20 protein-coding genes, 1 tRNA gene and 1 rRNA gene are annotated in these 20,957 nt (G+C 64.8%); 6 read left to right on the top strand and 16 right to left on the bottom strand.

Annotated elements, in window-relative coordinates; translation table 11 throughout:
- Positions 1-139 precede the first annotated feature (139 nt).
- A 5S ribosomal RNA gene (gene rrf / locus EH209_RS14535) occupies positions 140-261 on the top strand.
- Positions 262-548: 287 nt separating this feature from the next.
- On the opposite strand, the gene EH209_RS14530 is transcribed toward rrf, so the two are convergent.
- Together EH209_RS14530 and EH209_RS14525 are read right to left on the bottom strand one after the other, a co-directional pair.
- A complete protein-coding gene (locus EH209_RS14530) occupies positions 549-1,205 on the bottom strand; it encodes a DUF7504 family protein (RefSeq protein ID WP_449271919.1) in 657 nt (218 codons plus the stop codon).
- A gap of 1,028 nt (positions 1,206-2,233) precedes the next feature.
- Positions 2,234-2,307: transfer RNA gene (locus tag EH209_RS14525), tRNA-Lys, on the bottom strand.
- 167 nt (positions 2,308-2,474) lie between these two features.
- On the opposite strand from EH209_RS14525, the gene EH209_RS14520 reads away from it, so the two are divergent.
- Positions 2,475-3,929: a DHH family phosphoesterase gene (locus tag EH209_RS14520; RefSeq protein ID WP_126663558.1), complete on the top strand. Its 1,455-nt coding sequence runs from the start codon at positions 2,475-2,477 to the stop codon at positions 3,927-3,929.
- A gap of 239 nt (positions 3,930-4,168) precedes the next feature.
- On the opposite strand, the gene EH209_RS14515 is transcribed toward EH209_RS14520, so the two are convergent.
- The 4 genes from EH209_RS14515 to EH209_RS14500 all read right to left on the bottom strand — a co-directional run bounded on the left by EH209_RS14515 (position 4,169) and on the right by EH209_RS14500 (position 8,995).
- Positions 4,169-4,462: a PRC-barrel domain-containing protein gene (locus EH209_RS14515; protein ID WP_008896901.1), complete on the bottom strand. Its 294-nt coding sequence runs from the start codon at positions 4,460-4,462 to the stop codon at positions 4,169-4,171.
- A gap of 116 nt (positions 4,463-4,578) precedes the next feature.
- Positions 4,579-5,244: a DUF7344 domain-containing protein gene (locus EH209_RS14510; RefSeq protein ID WP_394343698.1), complete on the bottom strand. Its 666-nt coding sequence runs from the start codon at positions 5,242-5,244 to the stop codon at positions 4,579-4,581.
- A 452-nt stretch (positions 5,245-5,696) separates the two neighbouring features.
- Positions 5,697-6,881, bottom strand: a complete 1,185-nt coding sequence (locus tag EH209_RS14505; protein ID WP_126663556.1) for a phosphotransacetylase family protein — start codon at positions 6,879-6,881, stop codon at positions 5,697-5,699.
- On the bottom strand, positions 6,878-8,995 hold the full coding sequence (locus EH209_RS14500; protein ID WP_126663555.1) for an acetate--CoA ligase family protein: 2,118 nt from the start codon (positions 8,993-8,995) through the stop codon (positions 6,878-6,880). Before EH209_RS14500 ends, EH209_RS14505 begins: the two co-directional genes overlap by 4 nt.
- Before the next feature lie 167 nt (positions 8,996-9,162).
- Here EH209_RS14500 and EH209_RS14495 point away from each other — a divergent pair, with 167 nt between their 5' ends.
- Entirely contained in the window at positions 9,163-9,630 is a 468-nt protein-coding gene (locus EH209_RS14495) for a hypothetical protein (RefSeq protein ID WP_249038801.1), read from the top strand.
- 5 nt (positions 9,631-9,635) lie between these two features.
- Here EH209_RS14495 and EH209_RS14490 read toward each other — a convergent pair whose 3' ends face one another.
- From EH209_RS14490 to EH209_RS14460, 7 genes are all read right to left on the bottom strand, one after another.
- The gene (locus tag EH209_RS14490; RefSeq protein WP_126663554.1) at positions 9,636-10,649 is read right to left on the bottom strand and encodes a metal ABC transporter permease; all 1,014 of its coding nucleotides are present in this window, start codon (positions 10,647-10,649) and stop codon (positions 9,636-9,638) included.
- Positions 10,650-10,681: 32 nt separating this feature from the next.
- A complete protein-coding gene (locus EH209_RS14485) occupies positions 10,682-11,419 on the bottom strand; it encodes a metal ABC transporter ATP-binding protein (protein ID WP_126663553.1) in 738 nt (245 codons plus the stop codon).
- Positions 11,416-12,471, bottom strand: a complete 1,056-nt coding sequence (locus EH209_RS14480; protein ID WP_126663552.1) for a metal ABC transporter substrate-binding protein — start codon at positions 12,469-12,471, stop codon at positions 11,416-11,418. Before EH209_RS14480 ends, EH209_RS14485 begins: the two co-directional genes overlap by 4 nt.
- A gap of 156 nt (positions 12,472-12,627) precedes the next feature.
- Positions 12,628-13,050 (bottom strand): hypothetical protein, encoded by a 423-nt coding sequence (locus EH209_RS14475; protein ID WP_126663551.1) that lies wholly within the window; start codon positions 13,048-13,050, stop codon positions 12,628-12,630.
- Between the two features lie 92 nt (positions 13,051-13,142).
- Positions 13,143-14,327, bottom strand: a complete 1,185-nt coding sequence (locus tag EH209_RS14470) for a YihY/virulence factor BrkB family protein (protein ID WP_126663550.1) — start codon at positions 14,325-14,327, stop codon at positions 13,143-13,145.
- Between the two features lie 88 nt (positions 14,328-14,415).
- A complete protein-coding gene (locus EH209_RS14465; protein WP_126663549.1) occupies positions 14,416-15,453 on the bottom strand; it encodes a carbohydrate kinase family protein in 1,038 nt (345 codons plus the stop codon).
- A 143-nt stretch (positions 15,454-15,596) separates the two neighbouring features.
- A complete protein-coding gene (locus EH209_RS14460; protein WP_126663548.1) occupies positions 15,597-17,066 on the bottom strand; it encodes an aldehyde dehydrogenase family protein in 1,470 nt (489 codons plus the stop codon).
- Positions 17,067-17,271: 205 nt separating this feature from the next.
- On the opposite strand from EH209_RS14460, the gene dpsA reads away from it, so the two are divergent.
- On the top strand, positions 17,272-17,817 hold the full coding sequence (gene dpsA / locus EH209_RS14455; RefSeq protein WP_126663547.1) for a DNA starvation/stationary phase protection protein DpsA: 546 nt from the start codon (positions 17,272-17,274) through the stop codon (positions 17,815-17,817).
- 294 nt (positions 17,818-18,111) lie between these two features.
- On the opposite strand, the gene EH209_RS24105 is transcribed toward dpsA, so the two are convergent.
- Positions 18,112-18,279, bottom strand: coding sequence for a hypothetical protein (locus EH209_RS24105; protein ID WP_164722050.1), 168 nt, complete (start codon positions 18,277-18,279; stop codon positions 18,112-18,114).
- 121 nt (positions 18,280-18,400) lie between these two features.
- On the opposite strand from EH209_RS24105, the gene EH209_RS14450 reads away from it, so the two are divergent.
- Together EH209_RS14450 and EH209_RS14445 are read left to right on the top strand one after the other, a co-directional pair.
- Complete coding sequence (locus EH209_RS14450) at positions 18,401-18,940, top strand: macro domain-containing protein (protein ID WP_126663546.1); 540 nt, start codon at positions 18,401-18,403, stop codon at positions 18,938-18,940.
- A 109-nt stretch (positions 18,941-19,049) separates the two neighbouring features.
- Positions 19,050-19,523: a universal stress protein gene (locus tag EH209_RS14445; RefSeq protein WP_126663545.1), complete on the top strand. Its 474-nt coding sequence runs from the start codon at positions 19,050-19,052 to the stop codon at positions 19,521-19,523.
- A gap of 60 nt (positions 19,524-19,583) precedes the next feature.
- On the opposite strand, the gene purM is transcribed toward EH209_RS14445, so the two are convergent.
- Together purM and EH209_RS14435 are read right to left on the bottom strand one after the other, a co-directional pair.
- Positions 19,584-20,576, bottom strand: a complete 993-nt coding sequence (gene purM / locus EH209_RS14440) for a phosphoribosylformylglycinamidine cyclo-ligase (protein ID WP_126663544.1) — start codon at positions 20,574-20,576, stop codon at positions 19,584-19,586.
- An 81-nt stretch (positions 20,577-20,657) separates the two neighbouring features.
- Positions 20,658-20,954, bottom strand: a complete 297-nt coding sequence (locus EH209_RS14435) for a winged helix-turn-helix domain-containing protein (protein WP_126663543.1) — start codon at positions 20,952-20,954, stop codon at positions 20,658-20,660.
- Between the last annotated feature and the right edge of the window lie 3 nt (positions 20,955-20,957).

Here is a 20,957-nt window from a genome sequence, read left to right as displayed (position 1 = left end):
CCGATCGAGCCACACACTCATATCGCATCTGGATCAGACCCGGAAACGGGTCCAGGCGCTAACTGGACTACACGTACAATCACACGGTCACACACCACCGATATTGGTATTGCGGCGGTTCGATTCCGTCGATCGGCATTGAGGCGGCCACAGCGGCGGGGTTCCACCCGTACCCATCCCGAACACGGTAGTTAAGCCCGCCTGCGTTTCGGTGAGTACTGGAGTGCGCGAGCCTCTGGGAGACCCGATTCGCCGCCACCCACTCATACTACATCATCACGCCCCGCACAGCACCGGCTGTGCGGGGCTACTCGTATTTATAGCAGCAGTCCTCCAAGACCGATAGTGGTCTAACGGCAGTTCAATCTCGTCGATCAGTATTACCCTGAACGGCTCTCAGTAGAATCTGACCCTGCTGATGGCAGGAAAGTAACCGCGATCGAAATTGAACGAGACGAGAGATTTGAGAAATTTGAACTGAGGTTTCGAACGGATAAACAGAACAAAAATCCCGTTTTGAATCGGATTTCCCAAAATCAATAGCTATCCTACCGATCTGTATTCCGAGTTCGGTGATAGTCGAGTTGAAGTTCGTCGTTCGACGTTTGTTCAACCCATACGACTCCGTCAACGAGGCTCTCTGGTGCAGCCATCGTCGGTTCGCTGTGCTCCGTATACTCAACGCTGAAGATGGTGAGACAGGAACGGGACCGCTGGTGTTCGATTACGTTTTCGAGCACGTTACGGACTCCTTCGATAGACGAGTCGTTGAGAATCGGCGTCAGCGATCGAAGAACCACGTGTGTCGGGTGGGTTTTAGAGAATGATTCTTCGAGATCCCAGAGAGCAAGCGTGACTTGCGTCAGGTCACCCGAACGAGGAATCGAAATAATGGGGTTTTCTTGGTAGAGGGCTTCGAGGTGTTCGTCAGCAGTCGTATCAATGATTTCGAGACGGTGGTCTGCTGTTGCTGCCACCTGCTGTTCCTGTCGAATCGTTTCCTCCGCAGTGACCGACGAGGTAGTAATAATTCGACAGTCTTCCCCGTCTGCGTATCGGTTCGTGATGTGCAGCGGAAGGGCAGATTCAGTAAGCGGTGCCGGTTTTGCGATACAGAGCGCTGCTCCCTCCGGGACGGTTTCGGGAATTCCTTCTAAATCGATGAGTGCTTCGTTCGTTCGGGTATTTGTCCGAGAGTGATTCATAATTGGTTGTGTCTGTGATCTCTTTCGGTAGCGCACCGCTCACGACCCCGTGCTGTGTGTCCCCTCACGGTAGCAAGCGTTCGTTCAGGATAGTGACGTTCACCGCAGATTCGACATTCAACGACGAGAACAGAGGCATCTGTTTCAACGTTCGTCCCCAGCTCGTGGAACTCGATCGTTACTTCTCGGAGGTCACCGCCACACGCCGAACAGGGGAGGTTGAATTTCGATGTCATAATTTCACCTCTCCGGCCTCATTCCTTCGGGGATGGTCACCAACCGAAGCGCGTTCACTATCCAAAACGCGGTGTGGTCGAACCGATCCCGCCGACGAATAACACCCGAACGATGCACGAAGGGAATGAGGCCGCAGCCGAAGTTAGGTTGGCATTTTTCTTTTGTGGATAAATATGTTTCCCTGCTCAATGTTTGACGTCGCTACTATCCGGGTTTGTGAACGCACTAACCGAAATTACTGGGGCATCTCCGAAAGCGCATTTCAAACGTCGTCTACAGCCGTTTCAGGATCAGACTCGACACGAGTTACAGAGACTAAACTAATCTCTACGTCAGAAACTGGAAGCCAACCTGAACGACTCTCTGTGCCCTCAAGAGGCAATCAACTTGTGATACCCGTTTTTGCCAGAGTTCGGCTTCAGTTCTGGTGTACCCGGGGTGGACCCCCTCTGGTTAAGTCACGGATGAGTCGCGCGGTCCAGAGGAACGCGGGTGCTGCAGGCAATCTAAGTAGTACTATGGAAGAAGAGTTGCGGACACCCCCGTCGTCCGGGCCGAACTGCGGGCGAGTCGTCGAACCCGCAGATACGCGGTGACGCGCCGATAATCCAAGACGGCGCGCAATCGTGTGGCGGCGCTTACAGTGTTAACACATACGCCATTGAATCGTAAGACGACTCTCTCCCGACAAACGTTTCGTTGCGCAACGATTCGCAGAATGCTCGCCAGCGCAGACTCAACTCTACGCCTGCTAGCGATTGCTCTGTACTCTGAAAGCGTAAGAGCAGAAGCGGGCCGGGCGCGATTTGAACACGCGACCGTCTGATTAAGAGTCAGACGCTCTGCCGGACTGAGCTACCGGCCCTGTACCTATGACTTTTCGTCGGCCGTTAAAATACGTTTCCTTTGGATTGCGTCGTGGTAGGGACGAACACACATCGCGAGACCGCCCTCGAGTCCGCTAGATCCCGCGACCGCGCGGAATAAGGATCTTCGGGAGCGTTAAGTGTGGTCGCTCCGACCACAGATGTAATGAGTACGGGGGTTACGATCTCGTCGATCTCTGACTACGCGATCCTCGGCTGTGGAAGCGTCGGCTACGCGGTCGCGGAAGAACTCGTCGAGCAGGGGAAGGACGTCCTCATCGTCGACCGTGACGAGAGCCGCGTCGAATCGCTGCGCGATCAGGACTTAGACGCCCGCACCGCCGACATTCGCGAGCCGGAAGCCGCCGATCTCGTCGCTGACCGGGACGTCGTCCTCATCCTCGCCTCGGACGTCGAATCGAACAAACGCGCCGTCGAGCACATCCGCGAGATCGACGACACCCAGTTCGTCGTCGCCCGCGCGAGCGACCCCGTCTCCGGGGACGAACTCGAGGAACTCGGCGCCGACATCGTCATCAACCCTTCTTCGGTGATCGCTGAGTCCGCCCTTCGCGCCCTCGAGTCGGGCGAACTCGAGTACAACGCGGGGAAGCTCGCCCAGCTGTTGGAGGAGACCTCGACGCGGCTGGCGATCGTCACTCAGGACAGCCCCGACCCGGACTCGATCGCGTCGGCGGCGGCCCTGCAGGCAATCGCGAGCCACCTCGGGATCGAGTCGGACATCATCTACTTGGGCGACGTTGGCCACCAGGAGAACAGAGCGTTCGTCAACCTGCTGGGGATCGATCTGGTTCAGTGGGACGAGATCGAGGACCACGCGGTCTACGACACCGTCGCCTTAGTCGACCACGCGACCTCCGGCGAGATGGATCTGCCCGTCGACGTCGTCATCGACCACCACGAGCCGGAAGAGGAGTTCGAACCCGAATTCGTCGACATCCGGCCGAACATGTCCTCGACGTCGACGATCATGACGAAGTACATCCAGGAGTTCGATATGAACGTCTCCGAGGAGGTCGCGACGGCGCTCCTCTACGGCATCCGCGCGGAGACCCTGGATTTCAAACGCGACACTACCCCCGCCGACCTCACCGCGGCCGCCTACCTCTACCCGTTCGCGAACCACGACACCTTAGAGCAGGTGGAGTCGCCGTCGATGTCCCCCGAAACGCTGGACGTCCTCGCGGAGGCGATCACCAACCGCGACGTCCAGGGGAGCCACCTCGTCTCCAACGCCGGCTTCGTCCGCGACCGCGAGGCGCTCACGCAGGCCGCGAGCCACCTACTGAACCTCGAGGGCGTCACCACCACCGCCGTCTTCGGCATCGCCGACGAGACCATCTTCCTCGCCGGCCGCTCGAAGGACATCCGCATCAACATCGGCAAGGTGCTCGAGGACGCCTACGGCGAGATGGGCGAGACGGCGGGCCACTCGACGCAGGCCAGCGCGGAGATCCCGCTGGGCATCTTCACCGGCATCGAGATCTCTGACGACACCCGCGACACGCTGCTCGACCTGACCGAGGAAGCGGTCAAGCGAACGCTGTTCGACGCGATGGGCGTCGAGGGCGGCAGCAGCGAGGGCTCGAACGGGAACTGACGGTCGGCTCTCGAGGTCGAGTGGCCGATTTCGGTTTCGTACGGGATCGAACTGACACCGTTCAGTGCGATCTGAGACGGTATCGTCCCTCCTTGACTAGCCGCCGACACCGGTTGCTCGGCTCGAGTGAGACGCAGGACGGCGATTCGATAAGAAGAACCGAGGGAACGAGCGGAACCGAGAGACGGACCACTCTGCGAGCGCGAAACAGAATCGGAGCTGGCCCGCGCGAGAGCCGGTTATGCGATGAGTTCTTCCTCTTCTTCGTCGGGCTGGCGGACGCGTTCGACGACGTCGTTGATCAGAATCACGTCGCCGACGGCGCGAACCCAGCGGTAGGGAACGATGACGCCCTGCCCGCTGCGGGTGGCGTCGGTGAACAGTTCGGAGTTGAGGTTGCCGAGCGCGAGACCGGTGATGGTCTGTCCGTCGACGTTCAGCCGTAGGTCTTCGACTTCGCCGACGAAGACGCCGTTGTTCGAGTAGACCTCTCGTCCGACGAGCGAGGTGATTTCCTGGGGAGTGTCGTCCATGTCTGGGCACATGCAGGGTGGACTCTTAATTCTTGGTCAGACGTTCCGCGGCCGAGACCCTGCGCGGGGTCGAGGCCTAGTTGCGCTTCGATTCGAGCGGCTCGCTCGAGCGCACGTCATTGCGACAGCCGCCTGTCGTCGGAGCGGTTCGTCGCGGCGGAATCGGCCAGGTTCGTCTTGATCGTCATCAGGACGAACAGAAGTCCGATGGTGGCCGCGAGCGTCAGTTCGGGAATCACGAGGAATCCACTTACAGAGGCCGCGAGCAGGCCGACGCTTGCCCCGACGAACATCGCACGGGAACCGTTTACCAACTGACTGGTGAGACCGTCGCCGGCGTCGGTATTGGCGTTGGCGTCGGTGTCCGACTGCATCGGAGATGCGTCCGATTCGACGGCCTCGAGATACGGTCGGAAGATCTCGAGGCGTTCGGTCGGCTGGACGATGCCGCGGGGCTTGTTGTAGTCGATGATTCCCTTCGTATCGAGTTTCGGGAGGTGGGACTGATACAGCGGGATGTACACGCGCTGACGTTGTTTCGACGTGAGCGCTTCGACAGTCGTCTCGTGTTCTTTCGCCGCGACGTGTTCGGCGATATCGCTCATCTTGATCGGTCCCTCCCGATCCAGGAGATAGGCGATCGTGTCGCGTCTGCGGTTCGTTTGAAGGATGTGAAAGATCTCGTCCGGCGAGAGCGCTTCGGACTCGTCGCACGGGGGATCGTCGGGCTGGGAGTCGTCGGAGGGCATGCCCGTGGAGGAGCGGCGATCTGTTTTGGGCATCATATCGTACGTTCTCAGAAGAAAACTATCTCTATGTAAACCTTCTGTTTATGAGTCGGGTACAAAATGTTGTAATAGATCGATCTAATTAAAACATACACTAGCAATAGGAGAGATTGCGGGCTAACGCTTTCCGCGGTAGCAGATGACCGAAACGACGAAACGCTGCTTCGGCGGTATCGGTGGTTGTTCCGTACTGAACGAATGTCGTTACGAGGGATAAGCGGTTCCCCAATACGATTTGGTTCGACTGAGATTCCCCACAATCGTTAGTACGAATCTGTGAACCGCGTCCCGAGAACGATTGGACTCACACCGCCTCAGTTCGGGACGAGACCGGGTCAGAGACGGTTCCCCAACCCCTAATTCGGATGATTCAATTCTCGGTGACCCGACGCCAGCTGTGAACAGTTTCGTGTACTATGATCGACGGCCGACCGAGACTCGAGCGCCTAGCGAGACCCGTCGAGGATCGAGTCGACCGCCGCGTGGTCGGTCAGCAGTTCCGCCATCCGGTCGACCGTCTCCTCGTCGCGCGTGCGGCCGCTTCGGACGACGTCCTCGGCGCGCTCGACGGTCGTCAGCGTGTCCGTCTGTACCGAGAGAATCGGCATCCCCTTCTCGGCGGCCTGACCGATGATCGCGCCCGACGGGCGGTGGCCGCCGGTCAGGATGAGACAGCGCACGCCGGGGGCCTCGAGTGCGGCCGTGTGAATCTCGGCGCGGTCGCCGCCGGTGATCACGGCGGCGTCTTTCGTCCGGCGGAAGTGACGCAGGGCGCTGTCAGCGCCCATTGCACCGACGCTGAACCGCTCGACGTAGGCGTCCCGTCCGTCCTCGACGAGCATCGAGGCGCCGAGCTCTTCGGCCAGTTCGCCGACGGTGACCCCCGAGAGCGTCCGCTCGCTGGGGAGTACGCCGAAGACCGGAATCCCGCGCTCCTCGAGCGCGGCGACGACGTCGGTCTCGAGCGCATCGTAGACGGCGTCCGCGATGTCGTTGAAGATGACGCCAGCGAGCCGGTCGCCGAAAGCGTCGGCCGCGGCGAGCACGTCGTCGATATCACCCGGAACCTCGTGGGAAGCGACGAGGACGACGCGGGCGTCTAAGAGTTCCGCGACGTCGGCGTCGGTGAGGTCGACGATGCCGCCGACGTCGTACTCGCCGCCGCCCTCGACGAACATGCGGTCTCGGCCGTCAGAGAGCGTCTCGAAGGCCTCGACCACGCGCTCGCGGATCTCGTCGGGGTCCTCGCGGCCGCGGATCGCCTGCTCGACGAACGTCGGCGAGTAGACGACGGGCTCCAGATCGTGCATCTCGGCCTCGAGGTCGAGCAGTTCGCGAGCGAGCAGCGGATCCTCGTCCAGGGTCTTTCCGACGTTGCTCTCGAGTCGGGTGCCCTTCGGTTTCATGTAGCCGACGCTGTCGCCCGACTCGGCCGCGAGCCGGGCCAGCGCCAGCGTGATCGCCGTCTTGCCGGTGCTCTCCGCGAGCGAACTGACGAGGATCGTGTCGGCGTCGCTCGCAGCGGCATCGGTCGACTGTCGGTCGCCCTGCTTGGCGTCGGTCTGCCGACCGTCGGTCGTTTCGGTGTCGTCGGGAGTGGTATCGGTGTCGGTGGGATCAGTGTCGCTCATAGTTCCTCCGTGTCGTCTGCGAGTTCGTCCGGATCGACGGTGAGTCTGAGATCGATTGCTTCTACGCCGTCGGGGCCCGCCACGAGTGGGTTGACGTCGAGTTCGAGGATCGCCGGGAAGTCGGTCACCAGCTGCGAGAGCCGCTGGATCGTCTCGACGACGCCCTCGACGTCGGCCGGCTCGCGCCCGCGGGCGCCGCGCAACAGTGGCGCGGCCTGAATCTCGTCGATCATGTCGCGGGCTTCGCCCTTGCCGACCGGGGCGACGCGGACCGACGTGTCCTCTAGGATCTCGACGAAGATACCGCCGAGGCCGAACAGCAACAGCGGGCCGAACTGCGGGTCGCGGTTCATTCCGACGATGGTCTCGGTGGCGGTCTCGAGGTCGAGTTGCTCCTGGACCTGCACCCCGATGATCGTCGCGTCGGGCTGGTAGTTGCGCGCGCGAGCGACGAGGTCCTCGTAGGCGTCGTAGACCTCGTCGTCGGGAACACCGACCTTGACGCCGCCGATGTCGGACTTGTGGGAAATGTCGGGGCTGACGATCTTCATCACGACGTCGTCTTCGATGGACTCGGCCACCGCGCGCGCTCGGTCGGGATCGTCGACGATCTCGCCGTCAGGGGTCGGGATCCCGTAGGCCTCGAGCAGTTCCATCGACTCGACGCCCAGCCGGTTGTCGTCGCTGCGCTCGGCGCGGGCGAGGATCTCGCGGGCGCGCTCGCGGTCGACGTCGAACCGTTCGGGCTCGTCGGCGGTCCGCTCGCGGATGTCCCGAAACCGGGCGAGGGCGTCCAGCCCGGAGACCGCCCGCGAGGGGTCGAAGTAGTTCGGAATCCCCGACTCGCGCAGCGTCTCCTCGGCGTCGCGGGCGCGTCCGCCGCCCATCAGACAGGTGACGACGGGCGTGTCGTGTTCTTCGAGCTTGTCGATGACCGTCTCCGCCAGTTCGTCGTAGGAGAGGACGGCGGTCGGCGCCGCGACGACGACCGCGCTGCCGACGTTGGGATCCTCAAGGGCGATCTCGAGGGCCTCGCCGAACCGGTCGACGTCGGCGTCGCCGATGGCATCGATCGGATTGTAGACGTTGGCCTCGTCGGGCATCGCCTCGGCGAGTCGGTCGATCGTCTCGTCGGTGAAGCCGGCCATCTCGAGCGTCGAGTCGCCGACGGCGTCCGTCGTCAGGACCCCGGGGCCGCCCGCGTTGGTGACGACGGCGACGCCGTCCGATTCGGGTTCGGGCAGTCCCGCGAGGGCCCGCGCGGAGTCGAACAGTTCCTGAACGGATCGCGCTCGAAGGACACCGGCCTGCTCGAGACCCGCCTCGTAGGCCCGCTCGCTGCCGGCGATCGCGCCCGTGTGCGAGGAGGCGGCCTGCGCGCCCGCGTCGGTCCGGCCGGACTTGACGAGGACGATCGGAGTATCGTCGGTCACCTCGCGGGCGGCCTCGATGAATCCCTGGCCGTCGTCGACGTCCTCAAGGTAGCCGATGATGACGTCGGTGTCGGGGTCGTCGCCCCACTCGCGGACGAAGTCCGTTTCGTCGAGCACGGCCTTGTTCCCGAGCGAGACGACGTCCTGGAAGCCGATCCCCTGCTCGTTGGCCCAGTCCAAAACGGCGGTGATGAACGCGCCCGACTGGCTCATAAAGGAGATCGAGCCCTCGAGGGCGTGCTCGGGACCGAAGGTGGCGTTCATGCCGCTCGGCGTGGCCATGACCCCGAGGCTGTTGGGACCGACAACGTTGAGGTCGTACTCCGCGGCGACCTCGCGCAGCCGCCGCTCGCGGTCGGCCCCCTCGCCGCCGGTCTCCGAGAAGCCGGCGGTGATGACGACGACGTTTCGCGTCCCGGCCTCGCCGAGATCGCGCAACGCGTCGATCACCGCGTCGGGCGGTACGACGACCACCGCCAGATCGATCGGCGGCGCATTCGACACGTCCGAATAGCACTCGAGCCCGAGCACCTCGTCGCGGCCGGGATTGATCGGCACGACCTCGCCGTCGAATCGATCTTGCAGGTTCGCCGTGATCGCGCGGCCGACGGCGCCCTCGCGGTCGGTCGCGCCGACTACGGCGACGGTCTCGGGGTCGAAAAGTTCGGCTAACCGTCCCATCGCTCGAGGGTTCGCCGAGCGGCGTGTTAAGGGTGGGGCCTGTTCCAGCGGGGAGAGAAGACTCGCAACTCGACCGCCGACGCCCGCACGCGATCGGGGAGTCGGTACGACCGCGTTCGGTGCCGCCGGACGCGACGATGCGAACGTTTAACTCCCATCTGTAGGGAATGGAACACGTTCAACCGATGCCCGTTCATCGTCCCCGCGCGATCGCTGCCGGTACCGCGGTGCTGGGTGCGATCAGTCTCCTGACCGCGGCGCTGTTCTTCGAAACGATTCCCGAAAATCCGCCCGGAGACGGGTTCGCGGCCGGTCTCACCGGCCTCTTCGTGATGCTATGCGTGATCGTCGGCCTCCTAACGCTCGTCGAGGCGGGACTCCTGTATCTCGTCGCTCGCTTCCGGGAGCCGGCGGACCGGCCGCGACGGTTACTCACGCTGGGTGCCGTCGCCGGGGGTCTCTCGATCGTTCTGCTGGTCGTTCCCATGCTGGTCTCGCTGGCGTTCGACCTGTTCCTCCCCGTCGGCTCCGTCGCCGGTATCGGGCTCTTACTCGTCCCAATCGGCGTCATTTTTTCCGGACTCGGCGCGGTGGTCCAGCTCGTCGACGAGTTTCGCACCGACAATCGCGCCTAAGGGCGTCAGTGCGTCGAAATTGCCGCCGTCGACCGACTCGAGGCGACGATCGCGATCAGGTAGCAGGCGATGGCGACGATGACGATCGAGCCGCCGGTCGGCAGACTGCCGCCGATCGAGACCGCGAAGCCGCCGAGGATCGATACCTGCCCGAACAGGATCGAGCAGAACAGCGTCTCCCGGAAGCTGTGGGCGATCTGCGTGGCGGCCGCGACCGGGATGACGAGCATCGCGGCGACGAGGATGACGCCGAGGATCTGCATCGCGCCGACGACGACCACGGCCGTCATGACGATCAGCAGGGTGTTATACCAGGTGACGTTGAGCCGGGCGACCCGGGCGGCCTGCTCGTCGAACGTGATGAACAGCAGCTGCTTGTAGGTCGCGACGACGACGGCGACGACGGCGACGCTTAGCGCGGCCATTAGCCGCGCACCGCCGGGCGTGACGACGGAGATGCTCCCGAAGAGGTAGTTCTCGACGTTGATCCCGGTCATCCCGCGACCGTAGCTGATGATGAGCGTGCCGACGGCGAAGCTGCCGGTCAGCATGATCGCGATCGGCACGTCGCCGTAGGTGTCGGTGTGCTCGGTCAGCCACTGGACACCGAGCGCGCCGAGGATGGCGACGACCAGCGCCGCGAGCAACAGCGAGACGCCCAGATCCGTCGTGGCGCTGAACAGCAGCCCGATCGCGACGCCGGCGAAGGCCGTGTGGGCGAGCGTCTCGCCGATCAGCGCCATCTCGCGGTGGACGAGGTAGGTGCCGACCAGCGGCGCGACGATCCCGATCAGGATCCCCGTCGCGATCGAGCGCCACATGAACGGGTGCCTGAAGACGTTTGTCCCGAGGACGTAGTCCAGCAGCCGGCCGGCGATGCGGTACTGTTCGTACATCGCTCCCGCGACGGCGTAGTCCTGCAGATAGTCAAGGGCGAGAAAGCCGATCATGACCGCCGCCAGTAGTCCCGTCGCGCCGATTCCGATCAGTTCCAGCCGAAGTCTCGTCTCGCGGTGCATAGCTCGTATCTCAGTCTCTCGATATCAGCGTCTCAATGGTGGTGGTGGACGACCTGCCCCGTCGCCCCGTAGGCCTCGGTGAGCGCGTCGCTCTCGACGAACGACTCGGTGTCGCCGTGGTGGTACAGTTCCGTGTTGATACAGGCGATTCGGTTCGCGCGGTCCGTGACGACGCCGATGTCGTGCTCGATCAGGATGATTGTGATCCCGTCGTCGTTGAGCGACTCGAGCAACTGGTAGAAGGCGTCGCGCGACTCGGCGTCGACCCCGACGGTCGGCTCGTCCAGCGCCAGCAGATCCGCCTCGGAGGCCAGCGCCCGCGCGATGTAGGCACGCTGTCGCTGGCCACCCGAGAGCTGGTTGACCTGCCGGTCGGCGAGGTCCTCGATACCGACCGTATCGATGGCGTCGGCGACGATCTCGCGGTCTTCCTCTCGAATCCGGCCGTGGCCGACGTGGGCGAACCGACCCATGGTCACGGCCTCGCGGACGGTGACCGGCATCGTCCCGCCGCCGCTGGTGGCCTGCTGGGAGACGTAGCCGATCCGCTCGCCCTCGTCGAAGGCGTCGACCGGTTCGCCGAAGAGTTCGACCCGGCCGCTGTCGGCCTCGTGCAGACCGAGCATGAGGTGCAAGAGCGTCGTCTTCCCGGAGCCGTTCGGGCCGATGAGCCCGAGGAAGTCGCCTTCCTCGACGGTCAGGGAGACGTCGCGGACCGCGGGCTGGTCGCCGTAGGCGAACGTCACGTTCTGGAGATCGACGACGGTCACTGTGCGTCTAGTGCTTCTCTGAACGCGGGGATGTTTATCTCTTCCATTTGCTCACGGTAGCCCCAGCCCTTTTCGTCCCACGAGGCGAGGGTTCCTGAGGCGGTCGCGAGAGGCCTCGCGTCGGTCGCGTCGCTGCCGTCGAGGAGCGTCCCGACGAGGGGCGGGTGTTGGCCTTCGGGGGCGTCGAAGGCGTCGTAGAGGATCGTGTCGATCCCGTTCTCGTCGATGTGCTCGATGGTCTCCGAAATCTCGCCCTGGCTCGGCTCCTCGTTCGGGGAGACGCCGACGGGCGTGTGCAGTTCGAAGCCGTACCGGTCCTCGAGGTAGGTGAAGGAATCGTGGCCGGCGAAGACGGCGGTCCGGCGGTCCGCGTCCTCGACGAGCGTCTCGAGTTGCTGGTCGACGTCCTCGAGGACGCCGACGTACTCGTCGGCGTTGGTCCGGAACGTCTCCTCCTCGTCGGGATGGGCCTCGACTAAGCCGTCGACGAGATTCTCGAGGATGTCCTGTGCGAGGACGGGATCGAGCCAGGCGTGGGGATCGAACGAGGAGCGATCGTGGTCGTGATCGTGACCGTCGTCCTCGCTGTGGTTCTCCGCTTCGCCGTCTTCGTGCGTCTCAGTGTCGGTCCCGTGATCATGCCCGTCGGATCCCGTCTCGTGGCCCCACTCGAGCAACTGATCGTCGAGTCCCGCGAAGCCGTCGACGACGATCACGTCGTCGTAGTCCGCCTCGAGCGTCGATGCGATATCCTGAGCCCACGAGAACTCGGGCGTGTCGAAGTAGACGAAGACGCCCGCGTCGGCGATGTCGCGGGTGAGGTCCCCCGGCGGACTCCAGCCGTGGCCCGACTCGCCGGTTCCCACCGGGTTCTCGAAATCCATCGTCTCGCCGCTGACCTGCTCGGTCCAGTCCCACAGGCTAAACAAGGCGGCGTACCCCGTGTCGTACTCCCGTTCCGCGAGGTCCAGATCATCGAGACAGCCGGCAAACGCGCTCGCGGCGAGGAGGCTCCCACCCGCCCCCAGCAGCGACCGCCGTGTTCGGCTCATATCCGAAACTACGCCCCGCCGAATAAAAGTGTTATTATCCAAACCAAGTGCATTATTAACTCGAGGTAGCCATAGGGGGAGTTGTTACTAACTTGGCGGTGAGCGAATTTCGGCAGCGAGGAAAGACGAGAACTGAAGCCGCGAGAAGCGACGCGCTCATTCGAGCGAGACATCGAGTTTGACCCCATTGTGGCGTCGGTACGCCGGCGGCTGGCCAGGTTCGGCGTCGCGGACGACGTCGAACACGTCGAAGCGGATCACCAGGCGCCCGGGACCGATCGTCGCCCGAAGGACGGGGCCGCGGCTCGTGACGACGACGTACGGCGGCCCGGCGACCGGCCGAGCCGACAGCTCGTAGCCCGTCGCCGCGACGACGTCGGCCAGTACCTGCGGCAGTCGCTCGAACAGCCCGGACGCCTCGAGTTCCGAACGGAGACCGCCGGTGACGGTGTTCCGATCGGTGGTCCGCGACGTATCCCAGGGTTCGGCGATCCGGTCGGCGCAGTTCTGGATCGCCTCGACGACCGGGGCGTGTTCGGTCTGGATCCGACGGCGCGCGTCTCGAACCGGATGCGACACGAGTGTGAGTGGCAGCGGGAATCACTAAGATGTCTCGACTCTCCCGTTGAACGAAGCGAGCGCAAACTAGAGTGACGGGCGGCGGTCCGCCGCTACTTCCGCCGTTCGACCGTGCCGACGTTCAGCGTCCGGACGTGGCGCAGCACCGTTCGAGCCCCGCGCCGCCAGGCCGGCTCCGTCTCCCGTCGCTCCTCGAGTTCGCGTTGCAGCCGCTCGTTCTCGGCCTCGAGATCATCGACCGTGGTCTCCAGTCGCTCTGCGTTCGCCTCGAGGTCGTCGACGCGGTCCTCGAGCCGGTAGCGGCGCTCGCGCTGGGCTTTGAGGTCGTTTTCCAGCTGGTCTCGCTCGCGCTGGAGGGTCTCGACCCGGGCGGCGAGTTCGTCGCGTTCTCGAGCGCCGTCGTCGACGAACGGATCGCGGTCGGTCGCGGCGATCGACTCCTCCTCGAGGTCGACGGTCTCGTCGTCCGTCTCCTCCGCGTCGGCTCCGGGCTCGAGGTAGCCCAGGCCGACCGCGTTGACGACGGCGCCCACCAGCAGGATCATCCCCCCGAAGTAGAGCCACGTCAACAGCAGGAGGATAGCGCCAAGGGGGCCCGCCGACTCCGAACTGGAGGCGAAGGAGACGTACACCCGGAACAGCGACTGGAGTAGCGTCCAGCCGAGGGCCGCGACGACGACGCCGGGGACCACCTGTCGTTTCGAGGAGCCGACGTCTGGGAAGTAGTAGTACATCGGGAAGAACGCGATCGCGAGGACGACGAACAGCAGGATCGACTGCGCGACGCCGAGGAAGGGGATCTCCGGCAGGAACGCGACGATCGCGGTCGCGACGGCCGCGAAGATGAGCGCGCCGCCGATGACGCCGAAGACGATCAGCGCGTCGTGGATCTGGTCGAAAAACGAGTTCTCGTTGGTCGTCCCGTAAATCTCCGAGAACGCCGTGTCGAGTCCCCGGAAGATCTTCAGCGACCCCCAAAGGAGCACGACGAGGCCGACGATCGTCGACCCGGCCGACGCCGGCGAGCCCTCGATCGCGTTCTCGATTAACAACTGGCCGCTATCGGGAAGAAAGCCCTCCGTCGCGGCCGAAACCTGCTCGGCGAACGCGTCACCGCCCGCGAACGTGACGAGGAAGAACACGAGCACGAGCAGCGGCAGCAGCGAGATGAACGCCTGATAAGCGATACTCGCGGCCATAAACGGCACGTTCTTCTCCTGAATACCGCCGACGACCGTCTTCCCGAACGAGAGGCCGTCGCGAAGATCCGTAGACATAGACGTATACGGGTTCCCGACGGCGTTATGCCGTCGGCTTGCAGCGACCGTGTGGGGTTTCCCGCAGGGGGCGGATGCGGAGACTCCGTCACGAGTCCGGGCCGTCCTCGAGCAGCGCCTCGACCGCGCCGCGGGTCGGCAGGGCCGCCATCGCCCCCGCGTCGGTCGTCGCCGTCGCGGCGACCGCGCCCGCGAACCGCAGCGCGGCCTCGAGGGAGCGGCCGTCTCGAAGCGCGGCGATGACGCCGGCGACGAACGCGTCGCCCGCGCCCGTCGTGTCGACCACGTCGACGTCGAATCCCGGGTGGCTCGCGACGCGCGCGTTCGATTCGGTCGACGCGGGTTCATCGGGCCACGGCGCGCGTTCCGACGCGGCCGCGATGGCGCCCTCGCCGCCTCGCGTGACGAAGACGGTATGCGGGCCCTCACCGGGAGCGCCGTCTTCGAGCACCGCTCGAGCGATCGCTTCGGGCTTCGATTCGGCATCCGGGGCGTCGGCCGCACCGTCGCCCGCGTACCCCAGCCGCTCGAGTTCGCCGACCGTCGCCTTGCAGACGTCGACGTGGGCCAGCGCCTCGCGACCGACGCGGGCGAACGCCTCCCGGTCGGGCCACAGTTCGGGCCGGAAGTTCGGATCGAACGAGGTCGTACAGCCCGCGTCGGCGGCCCGCTCGAGCAGGTCGACCGTCGCCTCTCGTGCCGGCTCGCTGGCGAGGGTGACACCGCCCGCGTGGACCCACTCGAGATTCTCGAGCGTCGCATCGTCGATCCGGCCGGGCTCGAGCCGCGTATCGGCGGTGTCCTCGCGGTAGAACGTGAACTCGCGGTCGCCGGTCTCGTCGTGGGTGACGAACGCGAGCGTCGTCTTCGCGTCGGGGTCGCGCTCGACGAATCGGTCCGGGAGGTCGGCGTCTTCGAGGACGGTCTCGAGGTACCGCCCGAACGGGTCCGCGCCGACGCGAGTCCAGAACAGCGGCAGCGGCGAGAGCCGTGCGAGGCCGACGGCGACGTTGGCCGGCGCGCCCCCGGGTCGACGGTCGAAGCCAGGGACGTCCTCGAGCGGTCCCGGTCGCTCGGGGAGGAAGTCGATCAGCGTCTCACCGGCGACGAGTACGTCGCGAGTCATGTCTGCGTATCAGTCGGCCGGCGGTTTATGGATACCGAGCGCTGGCGGATCGTCGGCGGCGCGACGCTGGAAGCGGCGCCGGTGCTATCGCTCTCGAGCGGCCGGTCGAAACGAGAGAAAGCGTAGAGAGATCGGTGTCCGCCTTACAGGATGATGCTCTTCTCGCGCATCATCTCGTGGATCGAAGCGTCGAGCCCCTCGCGGCCGATGCCGGAGTCCTTGTTGCCGCCGAAGGGGATGTCGCCCATCCCGTGGCTCGGCGCGCCGTTGATCCGGACCGCGCCGGCGTCGACGCGGTTCGCGACGTTCATCGCGCGCTTGTGATCGCTCGTGAAGACGGCCGCGTCGAGCGCCAGATCGGAGCTGTTGGCGATCTCGATGGCCTCCTCCTCGTCGCTGAAGGTGGTGACGGCGGCGATGGGACCGAACTGCTCTTCGTCGACAATGCGGGCGTCGTGGGGAACATTCGCCAGCAGCGTCGGTTCGAAGAACTGGTCGGCGAGTTCGTCCGGCACGCCCTCGGGGGCGCGGCGACTCCCGCCGCGGACGATCTCCGCGCCCTTGTCGACGGCGTCCTCGACCAGTTCTGCGACCCAGTCGGCCTGCTCTTCGCTGATGAGCGGGCCGAAGGCGGTGTCCTCCTCGAAGAGGTCGCCGGCGGACCAGGCGTCCATCTGGCCGTCGATCAGTTCGACGAGGTCGTCGTGGACCGACTCGTGGGCGAGCACGCGCGAGACGGCCGAGCAGCGCTGGCCGGCGTACTTGAACGAGCCCTTGGCGCAGTTGCCCGCGACGTCGGTGAGGTCGGCGTCCTCGAAGACGATCGCCGGGGCGTTGCCGCCCAGTTCCATGTGCAGGTTGACCATGCCGCTCTCGCGGGCGACGTGTTTGCCGGCGCCAGAGGAGCCGGTCATCGCGATGGCGTTGACGCGGTCGTCGCCGGAGAGAACGTCGCCGATCTCGCTGGCCTCGCCCGGGACGAAGTTGAATGCGCCGTCCGGAATCCCGTCGACTTCGCTGATGACGTCGGCGAGGATCGCCGCCGAGATGGGCGTTTTGCTGGCGGGCTTGAGCAGGACGCTGTTACCGGCGGCGAGTGCAGGGGCTACCTGTAATGCCGTGGTCGCCAACGGATAGTTGTACGGCGTAATACACAGCACCGCGCCGATCGGCTCGTGTTTGACGATCGCCTGCCAGCCCTCGTGGCCCTCGGTCGAGCCCTCGCGGTACTCGCCCTGGCTGACGACGTTGCGAGCCTCCTCGGCCGCGCGGTCGAATCGCTCAGCGGCCTGCCCGACCTCGCCGCGGGCCGAGGAGATCGGTTTCCCGGCCTCGCGGACGATGACCTCCGCGAGTTCCTCCTCGCGCTCGCGCAGCCCCTCGGCGATCGCTTCGCACCACTTCGCGCGCTCGACGACGGTCGTCTCGCGCATGCGTGGCTTGATCTCGTGGGCGGCCTCGAGGGCGGCGTGGGCCGCAGCCGGATCCGCAGCGGTCACCTGCGCGAAGGTGCCTCCGTCGGCGAGATCCGAGACCGGGATCGCGTTCTCGGTCTCGAGCCACTCACCGTCGACGTACAGTCGCTCTCTCCGCTGTGCGGCTCTCGTTGCCATACCCGTCTCTTAGAGCCCCACACTGAAAGAGTTTACTCACGGTTGAAAAAATAACGCAAGTATTGATGACCTCGTTTGGTGACGGGTCGATTATTAGGCAGACCAAAATCTAGAACGTCTATTGAGAACTGTGGTTTCTGATTGCAGAAAAAATGTTCTTGCATGGGAAATCCTTAAGTGGAACGCGCGCGTTTGTTCGAATACAATGAGCACTCAAGAGACCGTTCGCCAGTCGGCTGACAGCGTCGAGGGGAACGAGCTTCGCCTCGAGCAGGAGAAGGCCGAGCAGATCGTCGACGCGCTGAACACGGAGCTCGCGAACTCGTACGTCCTCTACCACCAGCTCAAGAAGCACCACTGGGTCGTCGAGGGCGCCGAGTTCCTCCCGCTTCACGAGTTCCTCGAAGAGGCCTACGAGCACGTCGAAGAGGGCGCCGACGAGATCGCCGAACGCGCCCAAGCCCTGGGCGGCGTTCCCGTCTCGGGCCCGCGCAACCTCGAGGACCGCGCCACCGTCGAATTCGAGGGTGAGGACGTCTACGACGCCCGAACGATGTTCGAGAACGACCTCGAGATGTACGGCGACATCATCGAATCGATGCGCGGTAGCATCGAACTCGCCGAGAACCTCGGCGACCCCGCCACGGGCGAGATCCTCCGCGAGATCCTCGTCCACCTCGAAGAAGACGGCCACCACTTCGAACACTACCTCGAGGACGACACGCTGGTCCTCGAAGAGGCCACGAAGTAATCGGGCGACGGAAACGCCGGTTACCGAACCGCATCGCCGATCGATTCCGCGTTTTTTGGACGCCGTCTCGAGTCGAGAGCGAATAGTCCGTCCGCACTCGGTACGGGTACCGATACCCCGCACATTCAATTACCCGTAGACAGCGACGGCTACGACGGCTCCGTAGCGTCAAAACCGAAGGGAGAGAGGATCCATGGCCGAGGTCAGTCGGCGTGGCGGTTCGGTCCGTCGGGTCAGCGACGGTCGAGCGGTGCAATAGAGCCGTGGGGGGTCGCGGCGGACCCGTCCCGACGGTCAGCGCTCGAGGTCGACGGTGAGGTCGGTCGCGATCCAGCCGTCGTTGTTGTCGCGCTCGGTGAAGACCGTCTTGCCGGGGCGCGTCTCGTGGCTGGTCACGACCATTGCCGGCTCCTCGGGTTCCTCGTCGGCATCGGAATCCTGCCTGCGGGCGGGTACGTCCATCACGTGGAGTTAGGTGAACCTAAATCTAAAAAGGTTTTGGTCGGCCTAACTCTCTGAGAACCGACGGGTTCGTGCGGACCCGGACCGCACTTTCACACTGGTCGATGTCGTATCCGCGCGTATGGAGTTCGATGTCGTTCAGGGTGATATCGCCACACAGTCCGCCGACGCGCTCGTCAACGCCGCCGGAACGAGCCTCGAGATGGGCTCCGGCGTCGCCGGCGCGCTCCGACGCGGCGCAGGCGAGGAGATCAACGAGGAGGCCACGGCGGAGGGGCCCATCGACCTCGGCGAGGTGGCCGTAACGGACGCGTACGATCTGGACGCCGACTACGTCATCCACGCTGCGGCGATGCCTCATTACGGGGACGGCCAGGCGACCGAAGCGAGCATCCGGGAGGCGACGCGGAACGCGCTCGAGAAGGCCGACGACCTGCGCTGCCGATCGACCGTGCTCCCGGCGCTCGGCTGTGGCGTCGCGGGCTTCGACCTCGCCGAGGGCGCCGCGCTCATCGCCGAGGAGATCCGCGACTACGAGCCTGAGACTCTCGAGGAGGTTCGGTTCATCGCCTACGCCGACGAGGAGTACGACGCGATCCGCGCCGCGACCGAGACGGGCGACTTGTCGGCGCCGACCGACGGGAGCGAGTCCGATCGGTAACCGGACTCGCGCCGGCGACGTCCGCTCGGACCGGATCTCGGTCCGTTCGTCTTAAAGACGCCACCTGTGGTCGGTAAGGAATAACCCACCGGTGCTCGAAGCCGAGCGTATGGGGCGGCACGTACTGGTGGCGATGGGCCGAACCGACGCGTCGGACGCGGCGCTCGAGTACGCGTTCGAAGAGTATCCTGCGGCGAAAATCTCCGTGCTCCACGTTACTGACGCGGCCAGCCCGCTCGCCCGGTTCGGCGGTCGGGATCCGTGCGAGTACGTGATCCCAGAACTGACCGCCGAGCGGGGCGCGGACCTGCTCCCGACGCCGGATCGTTTTACGCGAGCGCAGTGCCGACGGGCCGAGCAGGTCCTCTCCCGCGCGCACGAACTCGCCGAGCGCCACGACCGGGAGATCGAACCGGCCGTCCGCTCGGGCGGCGCGGCGCGGGAAATCACCGACTACGCGGAGGAGTATGCTGTCGACCACATCGTCATCGCGGACCACCCGCCGACGGCGTTCCGTCCGGTCTTCCGATCGGTCCCTGAATCGGTCACCCGGAACGCCAGCGCGCCGGTCACGATGCTCTGATTGCGCCGCGACGGTCGCTCCTTCGTCTCGACAATTCGAGTCCGGAGCGGCGGGTCTCGATCAGGACAGCGAGAGCCCGCGGACCTCGACTGAATCGCCCTCTTCGACGCGGCCGATGATCCGTCCGTCGGTGGCGGCCGCGAGGTCCTCGGCGCGGTCCTCGGGCAGCGCGACGACGAAGCCGATACCCATGTTGAACGTCCGGTGCATCTCCTCGTCGGTCACGTTGCCCTCCTCCTGAACGAACTCGAAGACTGCCTGCGCGGGGAACGGGTTGTCGACGACGTACTCGAACTCGCCCATCCGGAGCAGGTTGGTCCAGCCCCCGCCCGTGACGTGTGCCGCCGCGCGCACGCCGTGTTCGCGCATCGGCTCGAGCAGGTCCGTGTAGATCCGGGTCGGCCGGAGCAGTTCCTCGCCGATCGTCCGATCGGGGTTCGGCGGGAACTCGTCGGTGTAGTCGTGCTCGCGCGTGACCGCTTCCCGCGCGAGGGTGAGCCCGTTCGAGTGGATGCCGTTCGAGGCGAAGCCGACGAGAGCGTCGCCGACCTGTGCCTCGCCCTCGAGCACCTCGTCCTTGCCCGCGATCCCGGCGCAGGTGCCTGCGAGATCGAATCCCTTGACGACCTCGGGCATGACCGCCGTCTCGCCGCCGAGCATCGTCAGGTCGGCTTCCTCGAGACCCACGGCGAGCCCCTCGCCGATCTGGTTGGTCAGCGCCTCGTCGGGCTCGTCGATCGCGAGGTAGTCGACGAAGGCGACGGGCTCGACGCCCGCGGCCACGAGGTCGTTGACGTTCATCGCGATACAGTCGATCCCGATCGTCGAGAAGTCCTCGATGGCTTCCGCCACCAGCAGTTTGGTCCCGACGCCGTCGGTCGCCAGCGCCAGATAGCGGTCGCCGATGTCGATCAGGCCGGCGTACTCGGTCCGCAGGTCGCTGCCGAAGGCCTCGAGCAAGGCCGCGGTCGCGTCCTCGCTGGCTTCGATGTCGACGCCCGTCTCCGCGTAGGTGAGCCGTTCCTCGCTCCCGTCGTCCGCTGAATCGGTCATGTCTGAACGACCACCCGGGGCGAGCAAAAGGTCACCGGTCCGGGCGAGCGACCGCGAGCCAAGACGCGGCGTCGCCGGCGGTCACTCCTCGCCGCGCTCGAGTTGATCGAGTAAGGCCTCGAGCGTATCGACGTGCGATTCGAACGTCTCCCGGCCCTTGTCGGTGAGTTCGTAGGTCGTCTGCGGGCGGCGATCGACGAACTGCTTCTCGATGCTGACGGCGTCGGCCTCTTCCATCCGCTGGACGTGCGCCGAGAGGTTGCCGTCGGTGATTTCGAGATCGTCTTGCAGTTCCGAGAAGGTCGCCCGGTCATGGCGATAGAGATACGCGAAGATCTGTAACCGAGTCGGCTGGTGGACGAGTTTGTCGAATTCCATGAT

The organism is Haloterrigena salifodinae (assembly GCF_003977755.1).
In the GTDB taxonomy this organism is placed as follows: Archaea; Halobacteriota; Halobacteria; order Halobacteriales; family Natrialbaceae; genus Haloterrigena; species Haloterrigena salifodinae.
Note: the sequence above shows the minus strand (reverse complement) of the source record. Positions and strands in the feature narration are given on the sequence as shown.

Bases quoted from the DNA above. Each gene is read 5' to 3' on its own strand.
- EH209_RS14510 (WP_394343698.1), bottom strand. From the start codon at position 5,244: ATGCCCAAAACAGATCGCCGCTCCTCCACGGGCATGCCCTCCGACGAC.
- EH209_RS14520 (WP_126663558.1), top strand. From the start codon at position 2,475: ATGAGTACGGGGGTTACGATCTCGTCGATCTCTGACTACGCGATCCTC.
- EH209_RS24105 (WP_164722050.1), bottom strand. From the start codon at position 18,279: ATGGACGTACCCGCCCGCAGGCAGGATTCCGATGCCGACGAGGAACCC.
- EH209_RS14500 (WP_126663555.1), bottom strand. From the start codon at position 8,995: ATGGGACGGTTAGCCGAACTTTTCGACCCCGAGACCGTCGCCGTAGTC.
- EH209_RS14460 (WP_126663548.1), bottom strand. From the start codon at position 17,066: ATGGCAACGAGAGCCGCACAGCGGAGAGAGCGACTGTACGTCGACGGT.
- purM (WP_126663544.1), bottom strand. From the start codon at position 20,576: ATGACCGATTCAGCGGACGACGGGAGCGAGGAACGGCTCACCTACGCG.
- dpsA (WP_126663547.1), top strand. From the start codon at position 17,272: ATGAGCACTCAAGAGACCGTTCGCCAGTCGGCTGACAGCGTCGAGGGG.
- EH209_RS14470 (WP_126663550.1), bottom strand. From the start codon at position 14,327: ATGTCTACGGATCTTCGCGACGGCCTCTCGTTCGGGAAGACGGTCGTC.
- EH209_RS14465 (WP_126663549.1), bottom strand. From the start codon at position 15,453: ATGACTCGCGACGTACTCGTCGCCGGTGAGACGCTGATCGACTTCCTC.
- EH209_RS14490 (WP_126663554.1), bottom strand. From the start codon at position 10,649: ATGCACCGCGAGACGAGACTTCGGCTGGAACTGATCGGAATCGGCGCG.
- EH209_RS14445 (WP_126663545.1), top strand. From the start codon at position 19,050: ATGGGGCGGCACGTACTGGTGGCGATGGGCCGAACCGACGCGTCGGAC.
- EH209_RS14450 (WP_126663546.1), top strand. From the start codon at position 18,401: ATGGAGTTCGATGTCGTTCAGGGTGATATCGCCACACAGTCCGCCGAC.
- EH209_RS14495 (WP_249038801.1), top strand. From the start codon at position 9,163: ATGGAACACGTTCAACCGATGCCCGTTCATCGTCCCCGCGCGATCGCT.
- EH209_RS14515 (WP_008896901.1), bottom strand. From the start codon at position 4,462: ATGGACGACACTCCCCAGGAAATCACCTCGCTCGTCGGACGAGAGGTC.
- EH209_RS14505 (WP_126663556.1), bottom strand. From the start codon at position 6,881: ATGAGCGACACTGATCCCACCGACACCGATACCACTCCCGACGACACC.
- EH209_RS14480 (WP_126663552.1), bottom strand. From the start codon at position 12,471: ATGAGCCGAACACGGCGGTCGCTGCTGGGGGCGGGTGGGAGCCTCCTC.
- EH209_RS14530 (WP_449271919.1), bottom strand. From the start codon at position 1,205: ATGAATCACTCTCGGACAAATACCCGAACGAACGAAGCACTCATCGAT.
- EH209_RS14435 (WP_126663543.1), bottom strand. From the start codon at position 20,954: ATGGAATTCGACAAACTCGTCCACCAGCCGACTCGGTTACAGATCTTC.